The organism is Pseudoalteromonas sp. BZA4 (genome assembly GCF_040104395.1).
Classification (GTDB): domain Bacteria; phylum Pseudomonadota; class Gammaproteobacteria; order Enterobacterales; family Alteromonadaceae; genus Pseudoalteromonas.
This window is the reverse complement of record NZ_JBECOT010000024.1, coordinates 32,987-50,420: the sequence shown is the minus strand read 5'-3', so window position 1 is coordinate 50,420 and position 17,434 is coordinate 32,987. Positions and strand designations below refer to the sequence as shown.

Sequence of the window (17,434 nt, the reverse complement as noted above, 5' to 3'; positions counted from 1 at the left end):
TTTTGCCTAGTGAAATTACAAAATGCAAAACATAGAGAATTGCTGCGAGCTTAGGTATAATCATTGAGAACTTTTAAAATGTGACCCGTAAAGACAGGAATAACATGAAAAAAATCGACATAGACGACGAGTTATATCAATACATTGCAAGTAACACGCAAAGTATTGGTGAAAGTGCATCAACCATTTTGCGTCGTTTATTAAACCTCTCTGATGGCGCCAATGCCCCAGTTGAAACAACTACTAAAACTGAACAAGAAACCCCAGTTGTTGAAGTGCAAGAACAAGCAGAACAAGAATCAAGCCCTGAACCAAGCGACGAAAATGTTGAAGATGCTGCACAAACTGTCACAGCATCGACACAAGTGAAAGGTAATGTGTTTAATGTATTAAACAAAGAAGAGCTGGCAATGCAAAAAGGTGTTGTTGGTCGATTCTTATTTATACTAGCTGCTTTATATAGAACGCATAAAAAAGATTTCGCTAACGTGCTTGAAATTAAAGGCCGTGACCGTGTTTATTTTGCCACTAGCAAAGAAGCACTACTGGAAAGCGGTAGCAGCATGAATCCAAAAAATATCACTGATACTGAGTATTGGGTGATGACAAATTCAAATACAACCAGAAAAAAAATGATGCTTCACGAAGTAGCACTGTGCTTAGGCTACAGCGCAGATGAAGCAGAAAAAATTCGTGATTACTTATAATCCATAAGGAAATAATATGGCGATTCATCCAGATGCAGGTAAACCTGCACCGCAATCAAGCTTAGTGAATGTACCAAAACTGATCTCGGCTTATTACTTAAATGAACCTGACCTAGAACAAAACCCAGAGCATTGTGTTGCTTTTGGTACGTCTGGCCATCGTGGTTGTTCGTTCGATGTAAAATTTAATGAATCGCATATTTTAGCGATCACTCAAGCAATTTGTGATTACCGTAAAGAAAACAATATTTTTGGTCCACTTTTCTTAGGTAAAGATACACATGCATTGAGTGAAGCGGCTTTTAACTCTGCTATTGAAGTACTTGTTGCAAACGAAGTGCAAGTCATTGCACAAGAAAATGACGATTACACGCCAACACCTGTAATCAGTCATGCTGTTGTTTGCCATAACAAAGAAAACCCAAATGAACTTGCTGATGGTATTGTGGTAACTCCTTCACATAATCCGCCAGAAGACGGTGGTTTTAAATATAACCCGCCAAATGGCGGCCCCTCAGATACTGATGTTACTAAGTGGATTGAAGACAGAGCGAATCAATTACTTTTAGAAGACTTAGTTGAAGTAGAGTTATTTCCATATGCTAAAGCATCACGTTCTGGTTTTATTAAGTACCAAGACTTAATTACCCCTTATGTTGATGACTTAGTTAATATCGTTAATCTAAAAGCAATTAGCGATGCGAAAATCAAAATTGGTGTGGATCCACTTGGTGGCTCTGGTATCAACTTTTGGCCAGTCATTGCAGAAAAATATAATTTAGACTTAACGGTCGTAAATGAGTCTGTTGATCCAACATTTTCGTTCATGCCTTTAGATAAAGACGGCAAAATCCGTATGGATTGTTCATCACCTTATGCAATGACAAACCTTATTGCATTAAAAGATGACTATGATATCGGTATTGGTAACGACCCTGACTATGACCGCCATGGTATTGTTACACCTGACGGCTTAATGAATCCAAATCACTTTTTAGCAGTTGCAATTGACTACTTATTAAATAACCGCGAATGGTCAAAAGACGTCGCAATTGGTAAAACGCTGGTATCAAGCGGCATGATTGATAAAGTAGTTGCACGTAATAACCGTGAAGTAAAAGAAGTACCGGTAGGCTTTAAATGGTTTGTTGAAGGCTTAAGCAAAGGTACCCTTGCTTTCGGTGGTGAAGAAAGTGCAGGGGCGTCATTCTTGCGCTTTGATGGAACAGTTTGGAACACTGATAAAGATGGTTTCATCTTAGGTCTTCTTGCTGCAGAGATTTTAGCCGTAACGGGTAAAACACCTTCACAGCTTTATAAAGAACTTGAACAAGAGTTCGGTGCGCCTATTTATAAACGTATTGATGCGCCAGCTAGTGCAGAACAAAAATCACGTTTAAAAGCGTTATCAGCTGATGATGTTACTGCAAGTACCTTAGCGGGTGATGCCATTACGCAAAAACTAACCCATGCCCCTGGTAATAACGCTGCTATCGGCGGTTTAAAAGTTGTTACTGAAAACGGTTGGTTTGCTGCACGTCCATCGGGCACTGAAGATATTTATAAAATTTACCTTGAATCATTCAAAGGTGAAGAACATCTAGCATTATTAGAAAAAGAAGCGAAAAAGCTGGTTGATTCAGTAATTAGCTAATTCCTTTTTTACCTATTAAAACGGCTGAGATTCTCAGCCGTTTTTGTATTCTACTCTCACGCACTTTTAGGATAGAACAATGAGCTATTCAACTCCTTCATATCTCGATGAATTAAAAAGTACCGGCGACTTTTTAACCCTGACTCGCAACAATGAATTTTCATTAGAACCTTGTGCATTTACTCTTGCCAATGGCACTGATGTCACAGTTCACGACACAGGTATCATTGAGTTTCAACCTGCACAGCAAGCAAACAAAGATATTGTACTTTCAAGTGCGGTACATGGTAACGAAACTGCGCCAATTGAAATTTGCGATCAATTAATCAAGTCAATCATTACAGAACAACTTAACTTGAAGCAGCGTGTACTGTTCATTTATGGTAATCCTAAATCTATTAATATCGGTAAGCGTTTTGTAGATGAAAACTTAAACCGTTTGTTTAATGGTCATCATACTGTAGAAGGCATTGCCTCTAACCCAGAGCGAGTTCGTGCAAAGCTGCTTGAAGACGTTGTTACTGATTTCTTTGCTAGAGGCAACCAGGGCAGTGAGCGTTTTCATTATGATCTTCACACAGCAATTCGTGGCTCTAAAAATGAAAAGTTCGCAGTGTATCCTTTCTTACATGGTAAACCGTGGAAAAAATCACAACTGCAATTTTTACTTAGCTGTGGCGTAAACACGGTACTAATGATGAAATCAGCGGCAACTACCTTTAGTTACTACTCGTCGTTTGTACATGGAGCTGACTCATTTACGGTAGAACTTGGCCAAGTAAAACCATTTGGCGAAAATGAGATGTCGCGATTTGAGAAAACCAAACAAACCTTAATTGCATTAATTAGTCAAGAATCTGTCGAATATAAAGAATTTAATGCAGATGATTTCGAGTTGTTTTCAGTATATAGAACAATAAACCGTACTTGCGAAGACTTTAGTTTTCCATTTGCTGATGATGTGGAAAATTTCACCGGTTTCGCAAAGGGCGAATTAATGGCAACTGATGGTCAGACCAGATATGAAGCGGAAGTAGACGGTGAAGCTATTATCTTCCCAAACGCTGATGTAGCCTTAGGTCAGCGCGCTTTGCTTACAGTTATTCCAATGCAAGTTGATAGTAACTTTATTTAAAATCTCTGCATTAACACCCATCTAAATTTAGTTAACTATATGACTATAAAGAATTTATCTTGTTGTATAGTTAACTTTCCATGCGTTTTTAGCCATTTGTCATCTATTCGTCTATGATTAGTTGAATAACAACTTACGTTAACGTAAAGTGACGGCAGTTTAATTTAATTAGATTGAATATTGCGCAAACTTTATCCTTACAGCTCATGCTGATAAAAATATAATTAAGGGCAGTAGCGTAGGTTTCTGACAACGAAAGAAGGTAGGTTATGAGTAATCCAAATAACGTATCGCTAAACATTAATCATGAACTGTCATTTATTGACGGTCACGCATTAACGATCCCTACATTAAGTATTCTTAATGAGGAAGGCGACATCTACGAAGGTGCAACCGCACCTGATATCGACAAAGCAACGGCAATCCGTCTATATGAAACAATGCGTTTTATTAGAGCACTTGACGAGCGTATGCAAGCAGCACAGCGTCAAGGTCGTGTTAGCTTTTATATGCAATGTCTAGGTGAAGAAGCGGCTGTAACAGCATCAGCTGCAGCGCTTGATCAAAACGATATGATCATGGCCCAATACCGTGAGCAAGCAGCTTTACGTTATCGTGGTTTTAGCCTTGACCAATTCATGAATCAAATGTTCTCAAATGAAAAAGATTTGGGTAAAGGTCGCCAAATGCCAATTCACTATGGCTCACGCGAACTTAACTACATGACTATTTCATCACCGCTTGGTACACAAATTCCGCAAGCAACAGGTTATGCATACGGTCAAAAAGTTCGTCATATTGATGCCCAAACAGGTGAGTTAAACAGCACTATTGATAACATCACTATTTGTTACTTTGGTGAAGGCGCTGCATCTGAAGGTGATTTCCATGCTGGTTTAAATATGGCCGCAGTTCACGAAGCACCGGTTATTTTCTTTGCTCGTAACAATGGTTATGCTATTTCTACACCTGCTGATGAACAGTTTAAAGGTGATGGTATTGCATCACGTGGTGTTGGCTATGGCATTAAAACAATCCGTGTTGACGGTGCTGATGCGCTTGCTGTTTATGCAGCAACAAAAAAAGCCCGTGAAATTGCGACTACCAAAGGTGAACCTGTTTTAATTGAATCGATTGCCTATCGTTTAGGTGCTCACTCAACCAGTGACGATCCAAGCGGTTACCGCACAAAAGATGAAGAAGCAAAACATAAAGGCTGTCCAATCGAGCGTTTCCGTAAGTGGCTATTAAAGCAAGGTTGGTTAGACGAAGCGCAAGACGCGAAAGACAAAGAAACTATTCGTGAAGAAATTTTAGCAGCCCTTAAACGTGCTGAAAAAGTTGAAAAGCCAGCATTAGAAGACCTTATTTCTGATGTTTATGATAAGCCAATCCCATCACTGCAAAAACAATATGAAGAACTAAAAGAGCACATTTTGCAGCATCCTGATGCTTATCCAACAACTGCAGGGAGATTAAAGTAATGGCTAAAATGAACATGCTTCATGCAATTAACTCTGCCCTTGATATCACCATGGCAGAGCATCCAAATGCATGTATTTTCGGTGAAGACGTTGGTTATTTTGGTGGTGTATTCCGTGCTACATCTGGCTTACAAGAAAAATATGGTAAGCATCGTGTGTTCAATACACCGTTAACTGAGCAAGGTATTTTAGGGTTTGCTAATGGCTTAGCGGCGTTTGGTGCCCCTGCATTAGCTGAAATTCAGTTTGCAGATTATATTTTCCCTGCATTTGACCAAATCGTGAATGAATCAGCTAAGTTCCGTTACCGTAGTGGTAATGAATTTAATGTTGGCAATCTAACAATCCGTACACCATACGGTGGGGGTATTGCAGGTGGTTTATATCACTCACAATCACCAGAAGCTTATTTTGCTCACACACCGGGTTTGAAGTTGGTGGTACCACGTAACCCATACCAAGCAAAAGGTTTGCTTCGTGCATCGATTAAAGATGATAACCCTGTTATTTTCTTTGAGCCGAAACGTTTGTACCGTGCATCAACAGGTGAAGTTCCAGAAGAAGATTACAGCATCGAGCTCGGTAAAGCTGAAATCGTGCAAGAAGGCACTGATGTCACTGTACTTGCTTGGGGTGCTCAGATGGAAATCATCGAGGACGCCGCTAAAAAAGCTGCAGAGCAAGGTATTAGCTGTGAAGTGATCGACTTACGTACCATTTTACCATGGGATGTTGAGACCATTGCTAAATCAGTAACTAAAACAGGTCGTTTAGTGGTAAGCCACGAGGCACCAATCACCAATGGTTTTGGTGCAGAAATCGTTGCAACAATTCAACAAGAGTGTTTCTTACACCTTGAATCGCCAATTGCTCGGGTGTGTGGTTTAGATACGCCATACCCATTAGCACTTGAAAAAGAATATGTGCCGGATGCACTTAAAGTGCTTGCTGCGATTAAGCAATCAGTAGAGTTTTAGGAGTCAGTATGTCTAAAGATTTTATCTTGCCAGATATCGGCGAAGGCATCGTAGAGTGTGAAATTGTTGAATGGTTAGTTGCAGAAGGCGATTCTGTAAAAGAAGACCAGCCTATTTGTGATGTTATGACTGACAAGGCGCTTGTGCAAATTCCTGCTGTTCATGATGGTGTGATCAGTAAGCTCTATTATGCAAAAGGGGATATTGCGAAAGTACATGCACCATTATTTGCAATGGATGTTGATGGCGAAGCACCAACACAAAGCGAAGAAGCGCAAGCTCCTGCTACTGCAACTGAAGCATCATCTGAGACTGGTGAGCACTTAGAAGATTTCATTTTACCAGATATCGGTGAAGGTATCGTTGAGTGTGAAATCGTTGAGTGGTTAGTGAGTGAAGGCGATGAAATCGTAGAAGACCAAGCTGTGTGTGATGTAATGACAGACAAAGCATTGGTGCAAATTCCGGCTAAATACACAGGTAAAGTTGAAAAGCTTTATTATCAAAAAGGTGATATTGCAGCGGTTCACAGCCCATTATTCCAAATGAGCATTGCCGGCCAAAGTGCAGAGCCAGATGTAAGTTCTGCAGTGGTTAAAGCGCAAACAAATGCAGCAACTAAACCTTCGCAGAAGCCTGCGACTTCGGCAAACTCTAGCAAACAACTGAATAAGAAAGCTGTTGCTTCACCTGCTGTTCGTCGTAAAGCCCGCGAACTTGATGTTGATTTAACACAAGTACCAGGGTCTGGTAAAAATGGCCGTATTTACAAACAAGATATCGAAGATTTCTTGAATGAAACACCAAGCCAAGTAGCATCACAACAAGCTGCGCCAAAAGCGGCAGAGCCAGTATCAACTGTGGCGTCTTCTGGTGGCAGTCGCGTAGAGCCTATTAAAGGCATTAAAGCAGCAATGGCTAAGCAAATGGTTGCTTCAGTTTCGACAATTCCTCACTTTACTTTCTGTGATGAAATTGACCTAACTAAACTAATTGCAATGCGCAGTGAGCTTAAAGAGCAGTATAAGCAACAGGGCGTTAAGCTCACTATGATGCCGTTCTTTATCAAAGCACTGTCGTTAGCGATTAAGCAATTCCCAGTACTAAACTCGCAAGTAAATGATGATTGCAGCGAGCTAACTTACTTTGATGATCATAACATCGGTATGGCGGTTGATTCTAAGATTGGTTTACTAGTACCAAACATTAAATCATGCCAGTCAAAGAGCATCGTAGATGTTGCAAACGAAGTGACTCGTTTAACTGAAGCAGCACGTGATGGTCGTGTTTCACCGGATGATTTGAAAGGCGGCACTATTAGCATTTCTAACATCGGTGCGATTGGCGGCACAATTGCAACCCCAATCATCAATAAACCTGAAGTAGCGATTGTTGCTTTAGGTAAACTGCAGCATTTACCTCGCTTTGATGCACAAGGCAATGTTGTTTCAGCTGCTATTATGCAAGTAAGCTGGTCTGGAGACCACCGAGTGATTGATGGCGGAACAATTGCCCGCTTCAATAACTTATGGAAGTCTTACTTAGAAGACCCTGCAAAAATGATGATGGCGATGAGCTAACATTAGTAAGCATTAAAAAACCAGCCTCGGCTGGTTTTTTTAATCGTAAATTTTGTATTTGTTATTTACCGTAAAAATACAATCCATAACCGAGTAACAGCGCTGGAATTGTTGAATACACCGTCGCGATTAAGGCCGCTTTTGGCGCTAAGGCGATAGCTGGGAATAGAGCATCGCCATCATTTGAAATTGCATTGGCTGCCATCGCACTAAATGGAATAATACCTTGTATATAGAGTGTCATCACAACGATTTGTGGCCCGCAGCCAGGTAATAAACCGATTGCTACAGCCACCAGCGGTGCTAGATAAGCATACTCAGAAAACCAGGCAGTTAAATCAACGCCAACTAGATTAACGAGAATTTCGAACAGCATAAAACTGGCAACAACCCAAGCTGTGACAAAGTGCGTGTCCATTAACACTTTCGTGAGTTTAGAAGGAGGTGTACAAGGCGCTTCTTCACTGGTTACTTGTTTATAACTGCTGCCTTTTGATGAAAGTGCCCATACAACCACAGTAAATAACGCCATGATTGAGCCAAACAGGGTGATGCCAGTGTTAACGCTATGACTAAATGCGCTCAGGTCAGAGTTGGTCGCTATGACAAAAGCAATAATTAAGCTTGGTACTAAGGTAAATTTCCAAATAGGTCGGCTAAACTTCAAAGCCCTTGGTTGGCATTGTGGCTGCTCGCTGTATTCACCTGCTTCATCAGGTTGAAATTGGTTGGGGTTATGAAAGGTATTAACTATCTGACCGCTAATAATACCCACAGCAACACCGATTAACATCATTAATAAACCATCAAGCGGGCGTGTTGCTAAAAGTAAAAATGCGGCATCGCCCATGGTTGCTGTTAATACGGCAACAACAGAGCCAAAGCTAGCTTGTTTTTTGGTAAATTGGGTTACAACGATTATCGCACCCCCACAGCCAGGCAAAGCACCTAAAATAGACGCAAAGCTCACCTCTAGAATGCCTGATTTAGCACGTAAATAGCTAAGCTGTAATTGAGGAAGTCGATCAATAAGGTAGTAATAGATTAATAAGGTGGCTGCAACAAATACAGATACTTGAAAAAAAGCATCACTCAGTGCTTGTAGGGTGAATTCTCGGCTTGTAGGTACCGCTAAAGAAATCAGTAATAAAAGGGGTAAAATTAAGCGTTTATTGTCCGTAATGTAACACCTCGCTTTATTAGGAATAAACCTCGTTTGTGTTAGTGAGAGCATACAGTGCAACCTAAAAATTAATCAGGGTACACTGTATTACGATTTTAAATGTAAATCAATCTCATTTACATCTATTTGCGTTGGAACTCAGAAGTGGCATTCCAGGTCGGCCATTCTTTTCGTTCTGAGATATCAAAACCTACTTGATAGAATAACTGAAGGTCCTGAACGGCACCTGATAAATCCCATTCATCACGGTAACGGTCGCAAGGCTGATGATAACAACCACGAAGCACTAGGCTCATACGCTTACGGTAATTTGCCGTTTCTTCGTCAAGTGCTTCACTACCACCACCGGCATACATTGCTGGTACACCCATGTTTGCAAATGCAAAGTGATCAGAGCGGTAGTAACCACCTGAAGACGGTTTAGGGTCACCAGATACTGTACGGCCTTGTGCTTTAGCAGCTGTTTCTAGCAGGCTATCCATTTCTGATTTACCAATACCAACAACATTGATGTCTTTTACTTTACCTAATAGGTTTAAGCTATCCATATTGATGTTAGCAACCGTTTGTGATGCTGGGATCACTGGATTTGCAGCATAATATTTCGAGCCAAGTAAACCTTGTTCTTCAGCAGTAACGGCTAAGAAAGTCATTGAACGGCTAGGGTGCTCAGGTAACGTAGCGAATGCTTCAGCAACTTCGATTAAACCAGCAGTACCCGTTGCATTATCATGGGCACCATTATAGATTTGGTCGCCTTTGCGGGTTTTATCAGTACCAAGGTGATCCCAGTGAGCTGAATAAATGATGTGCTCGTCTGGCTTTTCGCTACCCGGTAACGTCGCGATAAAGTTATACGAAATTGACTTTTTGATTGTGTTATTTACTTCAACACTTGCAGTTAGGTCGCCCATATCAACATGGTAAGCACCTTTTGCCGCATTCGCTTTCATGGTATCGAAATCTAAGCCTGCTTTTGTGAAAAGCTCTTTAGCAACATCAGTTGTTACCCAGCCTTCAACAGCAACACGGTCCATGTTGTTATTTTCTTTTTGGAAACCAAATTGCTCACCGCTCCAAGAGTTTTCAACAACTGACCATGGGTAAGAAGCCGGTGCTGTTTCGTGGATGATAATCGCACCTGCTGCACCTTGACGGCTTGCTTCTTCATATTTGTATGTCCAACGACCGTAATAGGTCATGGCATCGCCGGTGAATAAATCAGGGTTTTTCGTCGCAAAACCAGGATCGTTTACCAGCATAACAACTGTTTTGCCTTTAACATCTAGGCCTTCGTAGTCGTTCCAGTTGTATTCTGGTGCATTAACACCGTAGCCAACGAATACTAATTCAGAATCTTTAATGCTTTGCTTAGCACTAATACGGCTGCTACCCATTACCATATCTTTTTTGTATTGGTAATCTTTGCCGCCAATGGTAAGTACCATGTCTGAATCAGCTTCTAGTGAAACAAGCGGTACTTCTTGTAAGAAGCTATCACCGTTACCCGGCTCAAAACCCAATGCTTTAAATTGGTCGGTTAAATAGGCAAGCGTTAGCTCTTCACCTTTAGATGAGGGTGCACGGCCACCGAACTCATCAGAGGCAAGCACTTTAATATGCTCTGCTAATTGCTCTGAATTAATGCTTTGATAGGCTTTTTCGACATCACTTGATGTGATACTTGTTGAAGCACAGCCCGCAAGAATGGCACTTGCAAGGACTGTCATTGGAAAATAGCGTTTCATAATAGCTCTTTTTTTGTTTTATGGTGGCATTAGTATATGAGGTTCTATTAATGAGAACCAGTTTTTACGGTAAACTACCCACAATACATCAAGAAGTTAAAAATAAGCAATGAAACGATTTAATGCTCCCGAGCAATGGTCAACACAATACCTCACAACGGGTGCTTTTAGTGACCTAGCGACGCTATTTAATTTAGATAAACTGTCAGATTGGCCATCTTGCCAGTGGTTTAATCAATATCTAAATGCGAAAACTACACAGGGCAAAGCCATAACCTTTGTTGAAGATGAAAAGTTTGCTGATGAAACCCGTTATTATGAGCAAATCATATTTGAGACGGGGCAAGTACCAACAAGACAACAAAATTGGCATGACCTTTTTGGTGGCTTTATTTGGTGTTTATTTCCAAAAACCAAAGCGCTGATTAATCATCAGCATATTGAAGAAATTAAACTGCATGGTCTAAAAGAGCGTAGTAAACACCGAAATGCGCTTACTTTATTTGACGAATGCGGTGTGGTGCTGGCAATTACTGAGCAAAGCTGGCAGCATCAATTACGCGACCACCAATGGCAGCAAGCCTTTGTAGAACAACGTGAACATTGGGGAAAAAGCATTAGGCCATTTATGTTTGGTCATGCTAACTACGAAATGCTCACTCAGCCGTATATTGGTTTAACGGGTAAAGCATTATTTGTAATTGTTCCTGATGACATATTTTGTAAAGATTTAAGCGAGCAATATGCGTATCTAGATCAACGTCTTTATGAGATGATAAAGCTTGATGATTGTTTGCGTGATAATAAAAATTTATCACCCTTACCCTTGTTAGGCGTACCAGGATGGTGGACTGACAATGAAAATCCAGAATTTTACAGTAACACTGATTACTTTAGACCGAAACGAAGGAAACGCACATGATTGAAGTGGCAGGGCTTAAAAAGAAGTTTAAGCTAACAAAAGATCATAAAAAAAATAAAACGGACAACGTAGACCCCCGTGAAGATAAAGAGTTTTTTCATTCTGTAAGAGACGTCAGCTTTCAATGTAACAAAGGTGAAGTACTCGGTTTACTCGGCCCAAATGGTGCCGGTAAAACAACCACCCTTAGAATGATTTCAACAGCCTTAAAACCAGATGAAGGCAGCATTACCATCTCTGGTCATGATATCGTTAAAAAGCCATTAGTTGGCCGCAAGTCAATTGGATTTCTGTCAGGTAGTACCGGCTTATATGGGCGTTTAACAGTTAAAGAAAACGTTGAATACTTTGCCCGTTTACATGGCATGAGTAAAAAAGCGGTAGCCGCTCGTTGTGATGAGCTATTCACCTTGCTTGATATGCACAGCTTTATTGATAAACGCGCCGAAAACCTTTCAACAGGTATGAAACAAAAAGCCAATATTGCCCGCGCTGTTGTTCATCATCCTGATGTGGTTATTCTTGATGAGCCGACAACTGGTTTAGATATCATGACTACGCAAACTGTAATTAACTTTATTCGCGGCCTTAAAGAGCAGGGCACACCAGTTATTTTCTCAACGCACCACTTAGATGAAGTTGCCTTACTTTGTGACCGTGTTGCAGTGATAAACCAAGGAATTAGTTGCTTTGATGGCACCTTAGATGAGTTTAAACAAACGGGTCAAAGCGAAGAATTGAACCAAGCGTTTATGAATATTTTAACGGAGAGCCGTGATGTTTGAAGTATTTAAAAAGGAATTAAAAGAGCTATTACGTGACCGTAAAACATTGATATTCGTTGTTGCACTACCGGTTGCTATCTTCCCACTTTTATTTGCTGTTATGGCCTTTATTAGTTCACAAGCGGCGTTAGAGGCAGAACAAGAGGTCCATACTTACGCTATTATCAATGGAAATTACGCGCAAGATTTTACCGATAAGGTGTTTTACCATAAGAGCTTTGCTTTATATAAAGGCGACGAAACCTTTAATACGGTAGAAGATCTCACTAAAGCGGTAAAAGCAGGCACCATAGACATGGGTATCTATTTACCGTCAGACGCTAAGCAAACATTAGATGATGCAAAGCAAAGCGAATGGCAAGTTGTGTATAACGACGCAAAAGCAATTAATTTCCTATTTGACCGTGTCAAAGAACTGGCAAAAGAATATGGCGATGCGCTGCGTACAAACAAACTATTAAGCTTTGGTGTATCAGAAGAGCAACAAGCTGCCATTATCGAGCCTATTAAAGTTGTGAAGGTCGACACTGCAGATAAACGTGAAAATCTTGGCGAGAAAATAGGTGGGTTTATTCCTTATCTACTTATTCCTCTGGTATTGATGGGCGCAACGTATCCGGCGATTGATTTAGGAGCTGGTGAAAAAGAGCGCGGTACGCTCGAAACCCTTCTACTTACACCAATCACCCGTACACAGCTGGTGTTAGGTAAGTTTGTAACCTTACTTGCTTCTTCTATTGCGACAACCACCATTACTGTACTCAGTATGGGTGTGTGGATATCAGTGGCCATTGCATTTGTAGATTTAGCAGTTGTTAAAAACGCATTTAGCTCTTTAACCGTATTAGATTTAGGGCTGATTTTTGTGTTGTTATTACCTATTGCTGCAATCTTCTCATCATTAGCGTTGGCTATTTCAATTTATGCGCGAACCTTTAAAGAAGCGCAAAACTACATGGCACCACTTAGCATGGGTGTAATTTTTCCAATTATGGTTGCCTTGATGCCAAATGTTGAACTGACGAGCAAAACAGCATTCATTCCTGTTACAAATGTAGCTTTGGCAATCAAAGAAATTATTAAAGGTACAGTTGATTACACACTCGTGGGTTTAATTTTCTTAGCGACAGTCATTGTGGCAGGTGCATTACTTGCGTTTTGCGTTAAATGGTTTAATAAAGAAGATGTCTTATTTAGATAAGAGATACTGATTTTACCTAATAATAAAGCACCATTTTGGTGCTTTATTTGTTTTAAGCCAAGCTAAGTACCTGCCAATCCTTATTACTTAATATATTTTCTGTATACTCCGCTTTTATTACTATTCTCTCCTATACTCTAAAGGAGAGTAGAAAAGAAGGCTTTCGATTCAATGGATTCTGGACATTCAGCGCATTTCTATCAACGTCATAAATTACCAATACTGGCATTATGTGTTTTTTTAGTATTGGGCATTTTTGTTACTGTAAAATATGAATATGATCTACGAGAAGATGTGTTCACTCGCACCTTTGAACAGATGCAGCGAGAGCTCGACACTAAAGAAAGTGTATTAAAAACAAGTTTAAGAGAGAATATTTCAGCACTTAACTTCTTAGATTCAACCCCGCCAGTGCTTGCAATCATGCGTGCTACAAATGATCAAAATATAGATCCCGTTTTAGGCACGCCTATCTCAGCATGGAAAGACCGCCTAGCAAAAATCTTTACTGGTTTTATGTCAACAGATAAAGACCTCGCACAAGCTCGGTACATTTATATTGCTGATAATGGCAAAGAAGTTGTGCGGGTTGATAGTTTAAATGGTCAGGCTTATAGAGTGGCTGATGACAAGTTACAACACAAAGGCCAACGTGATTACATGCAAATTACGGCAAAGCTTGAAAATGGCCAAATTTACATTTCACCCATTAACTACAATCGTGAAAATGGCCGTTTACAACAGCCTTATATCAGCACATATAGGATAGCCAAATTAGTAAAAGATAATGAAGGTAAGCCGTTCGCAGTGTTGATCCTCAACTATTATGCAGCCGATTTGCTTAATAAGCTTACCAGTAACACCGCTGATAATCTGTCAGTGTATTTATTAAATGCGCAGCAACAATTTATCTATCATCCAAAGGAATCATACCGTTTTAGTTTTGAGCTGGATGATGCTCATTATTGGTCTGAAGAATTTAGCACTGAACAAAAAATGGCAGGCGTTGATTTTTTTGATGTAGTTAACTTGCCTGAAAAATTATATGTTCAGAAAATTATTGAGTTTAACAATGGCGTTCAAATGCAGCCACTCACACTGGCTGTCTCAATAAATACAGATACATTACTCAATGAAATACATCAAAAGCGATTAAGGTTTATTGGCATATTATGCTTAATCATTTTTGCAGTCATGATGTTATTTATAGTTTATCAACGTGACATCAACAGAAAAATTGAGCTCAGTTTTTTAAAAGAAAAAAACAGCAAAATAATTGAAAGCTCAACAGATGCCATCATTATGGTTCAGCCAAATGGCGTTATTTGTAATGCCAATGAAACAGCAAAAACATTTTTTGGTATTACAGAACAAACCACCCATTTTGATACCTTGTTTAATTATAACGATGAAGATTTTCAAGGGATTGCACAAGCCATTAAAGAAGGGCAGCGTTGCTCGTTTGAAGCGGTTCACATTAGTGAACACAGCACTCATTATTTCTCTATTACCATGACACCTGTTTTTGATGCAGCGAAGCAGCAATATCAAATAGCGGCAATACTACGCAATATTGATTCACTTAAGTGCGCTCAACATCAACTAGAAAAGCTTAATGTCACACTAGAAGAAAAAGTAAAAAGCCGCACAGCCGAGCTCGAAAAGGCCACCGAACAAGCATTAGCTGCTAGTAAAGCTAAAAGTGAATTTGTCGCTAACATTTCCCATGAAATCCGCACTCCGATGAATGGTGTCCTTGGCATGCTCGAAATGCTTGAAGAAGAACCATTATCTACTCAGCAAATGCAATACTTACATTATGCAAATACCAGCGCTAACTCATTGATGACACTGATTAATGATATTCTCGATTTTTCAAAAATTGAAGCAGGTAAACTTGACTTAGATAGTCATGAGTTTGATGTAGTTTCAGTGTGCAGTGATTTAATAACATCGATGGCCGTTCAAGGTCAGAAAAAAGGTATTGAAATCCTGTTCGATGCGCATGCTATTACTCAGCGTGCTGTAATGGGTGATAGCCACCGCTTAAAACAAATTCTCAATAATTTGCTCAGTAATGCATTCAAGTTTACTCATAAAGGGCATGTAAGTTTAACGGTTAAGGAGCAGCTGCATTCAGATAAGTCGCTTTGCCTAAGCTTTGTTGTTGAAGATACAGGTATTGGTATTTCGAAAGAAAACCAAAGTAAATTGTTTGAAGTGTTTACCCAAGAGGACTCAAGTACCACACGCCATTATGGTGGCAGCGGTTTAGGGCTTTCAATAAGCAGAAAACTCGCTCAGTTGATGGGCGGTGATATTATCTTTGAAAGTGAAAAAGGAAAAGGCAGCCGCTTTTGTGCAAGTATCACAGTGTCACTCAGTGGCTCATTAAAAGAGCTGGGTGCGATTACGGCTTTGAATAACAAACACGTTGGTTGTGCGGTTTTATATGATCTGCTTGGTCAGAACATTGAAACCCAATTAGAGAAAACTTTTCAGCCTCGGCCATCGAAAGTTTCTCGATTAAGTGATATATCTGACTATGATTTCAATAAGTTAGATTTACTTATTATTGATCATAAACACCCAGAACTAAACAATGTGTTGAATTTGGCAAATCGATACCCAGACACTTGTGTATTAATTTTAGGGGTTATGGCATCACTTAAACAAAAAGAAACATTACCAAGCAATTGTACTGTTATTGCAAAACCGGTCACTCCTGATGAATTAGCCTATAAAATCTCGGTTTTATTTAATGATAACAACTCTGTTATTGAGCGTAAAAATACAGATACTAAAGAAGTTATTGAGCTTGATTTAACATCTCGTTCAGTGCTTATCGTCGACGATAACATGATTAATATTGAGGTAAGCAAAGCGATCTTAAGAGATGGCCATGTGCATATTGAGTCTGCCAGTGATGGCCTAGAAGCAATTGAGGTGTTAAACAACAGTGATACTCAGTTTGATCTGATTTTAATGGATTGCCAAATGCCAAACTTAAACGGTTATGACTGTACTAAAGCAATCCGACAAGGTAAAACAGGCCCAAGGTATCAAGATGTGGTGATCATAGCCATGACCGCAAGCGCCATGGCTGGCGATAGAGAGAAATGCCTTAGTGTTGGCATGAACGACTATATCACCAAGCCTATTAAACAAGCCACATTGCGTAAAAAGCTCTCAATGTGGCTGAAGTCTTAAGCGGCATCGCGGTCTTTATTAAATGCAGGTTTAGGCGTTAATGTACTAATATCAGCAGAGTGAATCACTTTTTGTGTTTCACTCCAGTGCAATAACTCAATACGTCCAGAGCTGTTTTCAACTAACGCAGTGCAGTTTTCAATCCAGTCGCCATCATTGCAATACAAAATTCCATCAACCACTTTAACGGCTGGGTGATGAATATGCCCACAAATGATGCCATCGACGGCTTGTTTTTTTGCTTCGTGGATGGCTGCTTTTTCAAATGCGTCAATTGCTTCACGTGCTTTATGCACGCGTGCTTTGATCCAAGAGGCCAATGACCAATAATTACCGCCAAATAAACGGCGAATGCGATTAGTCCAACGATTTAAAAAAAGTAAAAAGTCGTATCCTGCATCGCCCGCAATACTGATTAATTTGTTGTAGCGGGTTGCTGAATCAAAATCGTCGCCATGTAACAGTAAAAACCGTTTGTTGGCTTTTGTGGTATGGATATATTGTTTATGTACTTCAATACCGAATAATGAATCATTGGCATAATGGCGAAAGGTTTCGTCGTGGTTACCCGGTATATAGATCACTCGTGTGCCATCTTTCGCTTTTTGTTGGATAAGCGCTAATACATCATAATGACTAGGGTGCCAAAAGAACTGTCGTTTCATCGACCATAAATCGACAATATCACCGACCAAATACAGAACATCGCATTCAATCGCATTTAAAAAGTCTAGTAAATACTGCGCTTGGCAGTCTTTATAACCTAAGTGAACGTCGGAAATCCAAACGGCAGGATAGTGGGTTTTACTACTGCAAGTGGTGTTATTCATGGCATTTACTCATGGTGT

General features: G+C 40.0%; 13 protein-coding genes. 10 read left to right on the top strand and 3 right to left on the bottom strand.

Annotation, left to right across the window (positions count from 1 at the left end; all coding sequences use genetic code 11):
• The first annotated feature begins 104 nt into the window (after positions 1-104).
• From seqA to ABMY41_RS11685, 6 genes are all read left to right on the top strand, one after another.
• Positions 105-707 (top strand): replication initiation negative regulator SeqA, encoded by a 603-nt coding sequence (gene seqA / locus ABMY41_RS11710; protein ID WP_287245525.1) that lies wholly within the window; start codon positions 105-107, stop codon positions 705-707.
• Positions 708-723: 16 nt separating this feature from the next.
• On the top strand, positions 724-2,361 hold the full coding sequence (pgm, locus tag ABMY41_RS11705; RefSeq protein WP_349274711.1) for a phosphoglucomutase (alpha-D-glucose-1,6-bisphosphate-dependent): 1,638 nt from the start codon (positions 724-726) through the stop codon (positions 2,359-2,361).
• A 79-nt stretch (positions 2,362-2,440) separates the two neighbouring features.
• Positions 2,441-3,496, top strand: a complete 1,056-nt coding sequence (astE, locus tag ABMY41_RS11700; RefSeq protein WP_349274710.1) for a succinylglutamate desuccinylase — start codon at positions 2,441-2,443, stop codon at positions 3,494-3,496.
• A 269-nt stretch (positions 3,497-3,765) separates the two neighbouring features.
• Positions 3,766-4,980, top strand: a complete 1,215-nt coding sequence (locus ABMY41_RS11695; protein ID WP_054561424.1) for a thiamine pyrophosphate-dependent dehydrogenase E1 component subunit alpha — start codon at positions 3,766-3,768, stop codon at positions 4,978-4,980.
• On the top strand, positions 4,980-5,957 hold the full coding sequence (locus tag ABMY41_RS11690; RefSeq protein WP_058584964.1) for an alpha-ketoacid dehydrogenase subunit beta: 978 nt from the start codon (positions 4,980-4,982) through the stop codon (positions 5,955-5,957). The genes ABMY41_RS11695 and ABMY41_RS11690 overlap by 1 nt, the downstream gene beginning before the upstream one ends.
• A gap of 8 nt (positions 5,958-5,965) precedes the next feature.
• The gene (locus tag ABMY41_RS11685) at positions 5,966-7,537 is read left to right on the top strand and encodes a dihydrolipoyllysine-residue acetyltransferase (protein ID WP_175078282.1); all 1,572 of its coding nucleotides are present in this window, start codon (positions 5,966-5,968) and stop codon (positions 7,535-7,537) included.
• 61 nt (positions 7,538-7,598) lie between these two features.
• Here the strand turns inward: ABMY41_RS11685 and ABMY41_RS11680 are convergent, their stop codons facing one another.
• Together ABMY41_RS11680 and ABMY41_RS11675 are read right to left on the bottom strand one after the other, a co-directional pair.
• Positions 7,599-8,771 (bottom strand): putative manganese transporter, encoded by a 1,173-nt coding sequence (locus ABMY41_RS11680; protein WP_349274707.1) that lies wholly within the window; start codon positions 8,769-8,771, stop codon positions 7,599-7,601.
• A gap of 71 nt (positions 8,772-8,842) precedes the next feature.
• Positions 8,843-10,468, bottom strand: coding sequence for a M28 family metallopeptidase (locus tag ABMY41_RS11675; RefSeq protein ID WP_349274706.1), 1,626 nt, complete (start codon positions 10,466-10,468; stop codon positions 8,843-8,845).
• 109 nt (positions 10,469-10,577) lie between these two features.
• Here ABMY41_RS11675 and ABMY41_RS11670 point away from each other — a divergent pair, with 109 nt between their 5' ends.
• The 4 genes from ABMY41_RS11670 to ABMY41_RS11655 all read left to right on the top strand — a co-directional run bounded on the left by ABMY41_RS11670 (position 10,578) and on the right by ABMY41_RS11655 (position 16,586).
• A complete protein-coding gene (locus ABMY41_RS11670) occupies positions 10,578-11,390 on the top strand; it encodes a DUF3025 domain-containing protein (RefSeq protein WP_287246312.1) in 813 nt (270 codons plus the stop codon).
• Complete coding sequence (locus ABMY41_RS11665) at positions 11,387-12,175, top strand: ATP-binding cassette domain-containing protein (protein ID WP_054561430.1); 789 nt, start codon at positions 11,387-11,389, stop codon at positions 12,173-12,175. Before ABMY41_RS11670 ends, ABMY41_RS11665 begins: the two co-directional genes overlap by 4 nt.
• Entirely contained in the window at positions 12,168-13,376 is a 1,209-nt protein-coding gene (locus ABMY41_RS11660; protein WP_175078285.1) for an ABC transporter permease, read from the top strand. Before ABMY41_RS11665 ends, ABMY41_RS11660 begins: the two co-directional genes overlap by 8 nt.
• Before the next feature lie 171 nt (positions 13,377-13,547).
• Positions 13,548-16,586: an ATP-binding protein gene (locus tag ABMY41_RS11655; protein WP_349274704.1), complete on the top strand. Its 3,039-nt coding sequence runs from the start codon at positions 13,548-13,550 to the stop codon at positions 16,584-16,586.
• On the opposite strand, the gene ABMY41_RS11650 is transcribed toward ABMY41_RS11655, so the two are convergent.
• A complete protein-coding gene (locus tag ABMY41_RS11650) occupies positions 16,583-17,416 on the bottom strand; it encodes a UDP-2,3-diacylglucosamine diphosphatase (RefSeq protein ID WP_287246307.1) in 834 nt (277 codons plus the stop codon). The two genes, ABMY41_RS11655 and ABMY41_RS11650, sit on opposite strands and share 4 nt — an antisense overlap.
• Positions 17,417-17,434 lie beyond the last annotated feature (18 nt).

Coding starts and splice junctions, on each gene's coding strand:
- ABMY41_RS11660 (WP_175078285.1), top strand. CDS start 12,168: ATGTTTGAAGTATTTAAAAAGGAATTAAAAGAGCTATTACGTGACCGT.
- ABMY41_RS11685 (WP_175078282.1), top strand. CDS start 5,966: ATGTCTAAAGATTTTATCTTGCCAGATATCGGCGAAGGCATCGTAGAG.
- astE (WP_349274710.1), top strand. CDS start 2,441: ATGAGCTATTCAACTCCTTCATATCTCGATGAATTAAAAAGTACCGGC.
- ABMY41_RS11695 (WP_054561424.1), top strand. CDS start 3,766: ATGAGTAATCCAAATAACGTATCGCTAAACATTAATCATGAACTGTCA.
- pgm (WP_349274711.1), top strand. CDS start 724: ATGGCGATTCATCCAGATGCAGGTAAACCTGCACCGCAATCAAGCTTA.
- ABMY41_RS11675 (WP_349274706.1), bottom strand. CDS start 10,468: ATGAAACGCTATTTTCCAATGACAGTCCTTGCAAGTGCCATTCTTGCG.
- seqA (WP_287245525.1), top strand. CDS start 105: ATGAAAAAAATCGACATAGACGACGAGTTATATCAATACATTGCAAGT.
- ABMY41_RS11655 (WP_349274704.1), top strand. CDS start 13,548: ATGGATTCTGGACATTCAGCGCATTTCTATCAACGTCATAAATTACCA.
- ABMY41_RS11665 (WP_054561430.1), top strand. CDS start 11,387: ATGATTGAAGTGGCAGGGCTTAAAAAGAAGTTTAAGCTAACAAAAGAT.
- ABMY41_RS11680 (WP_349274707.1), bottom strand. CDS start 8,771: ATGCTCTCACTAACACAAACGAGGTTTATTCCTAATAAAGCGAGGTGT.
- ABMY41_RS11650 (WP_287246307.1), bottom strand. CDS start 17,416: ATGAATAACACCACTTGCAGTAGTAAAACCCACTATCCTGCCGTTTGG.
- ABMY41_RS11670 (WP_287246312.1), top strand. CDS start 10,578: ATGAAACGATTTAATGCTCCCGAGCAATGGTCAACACAATACCTCACA.
- ABMY41_RS11690 (WP_058584964.1), top strand. CDS start 4,980: ATGGCTAAAATGAACATGCTTCATGCAATTAACTCTGCCCTTGATATC.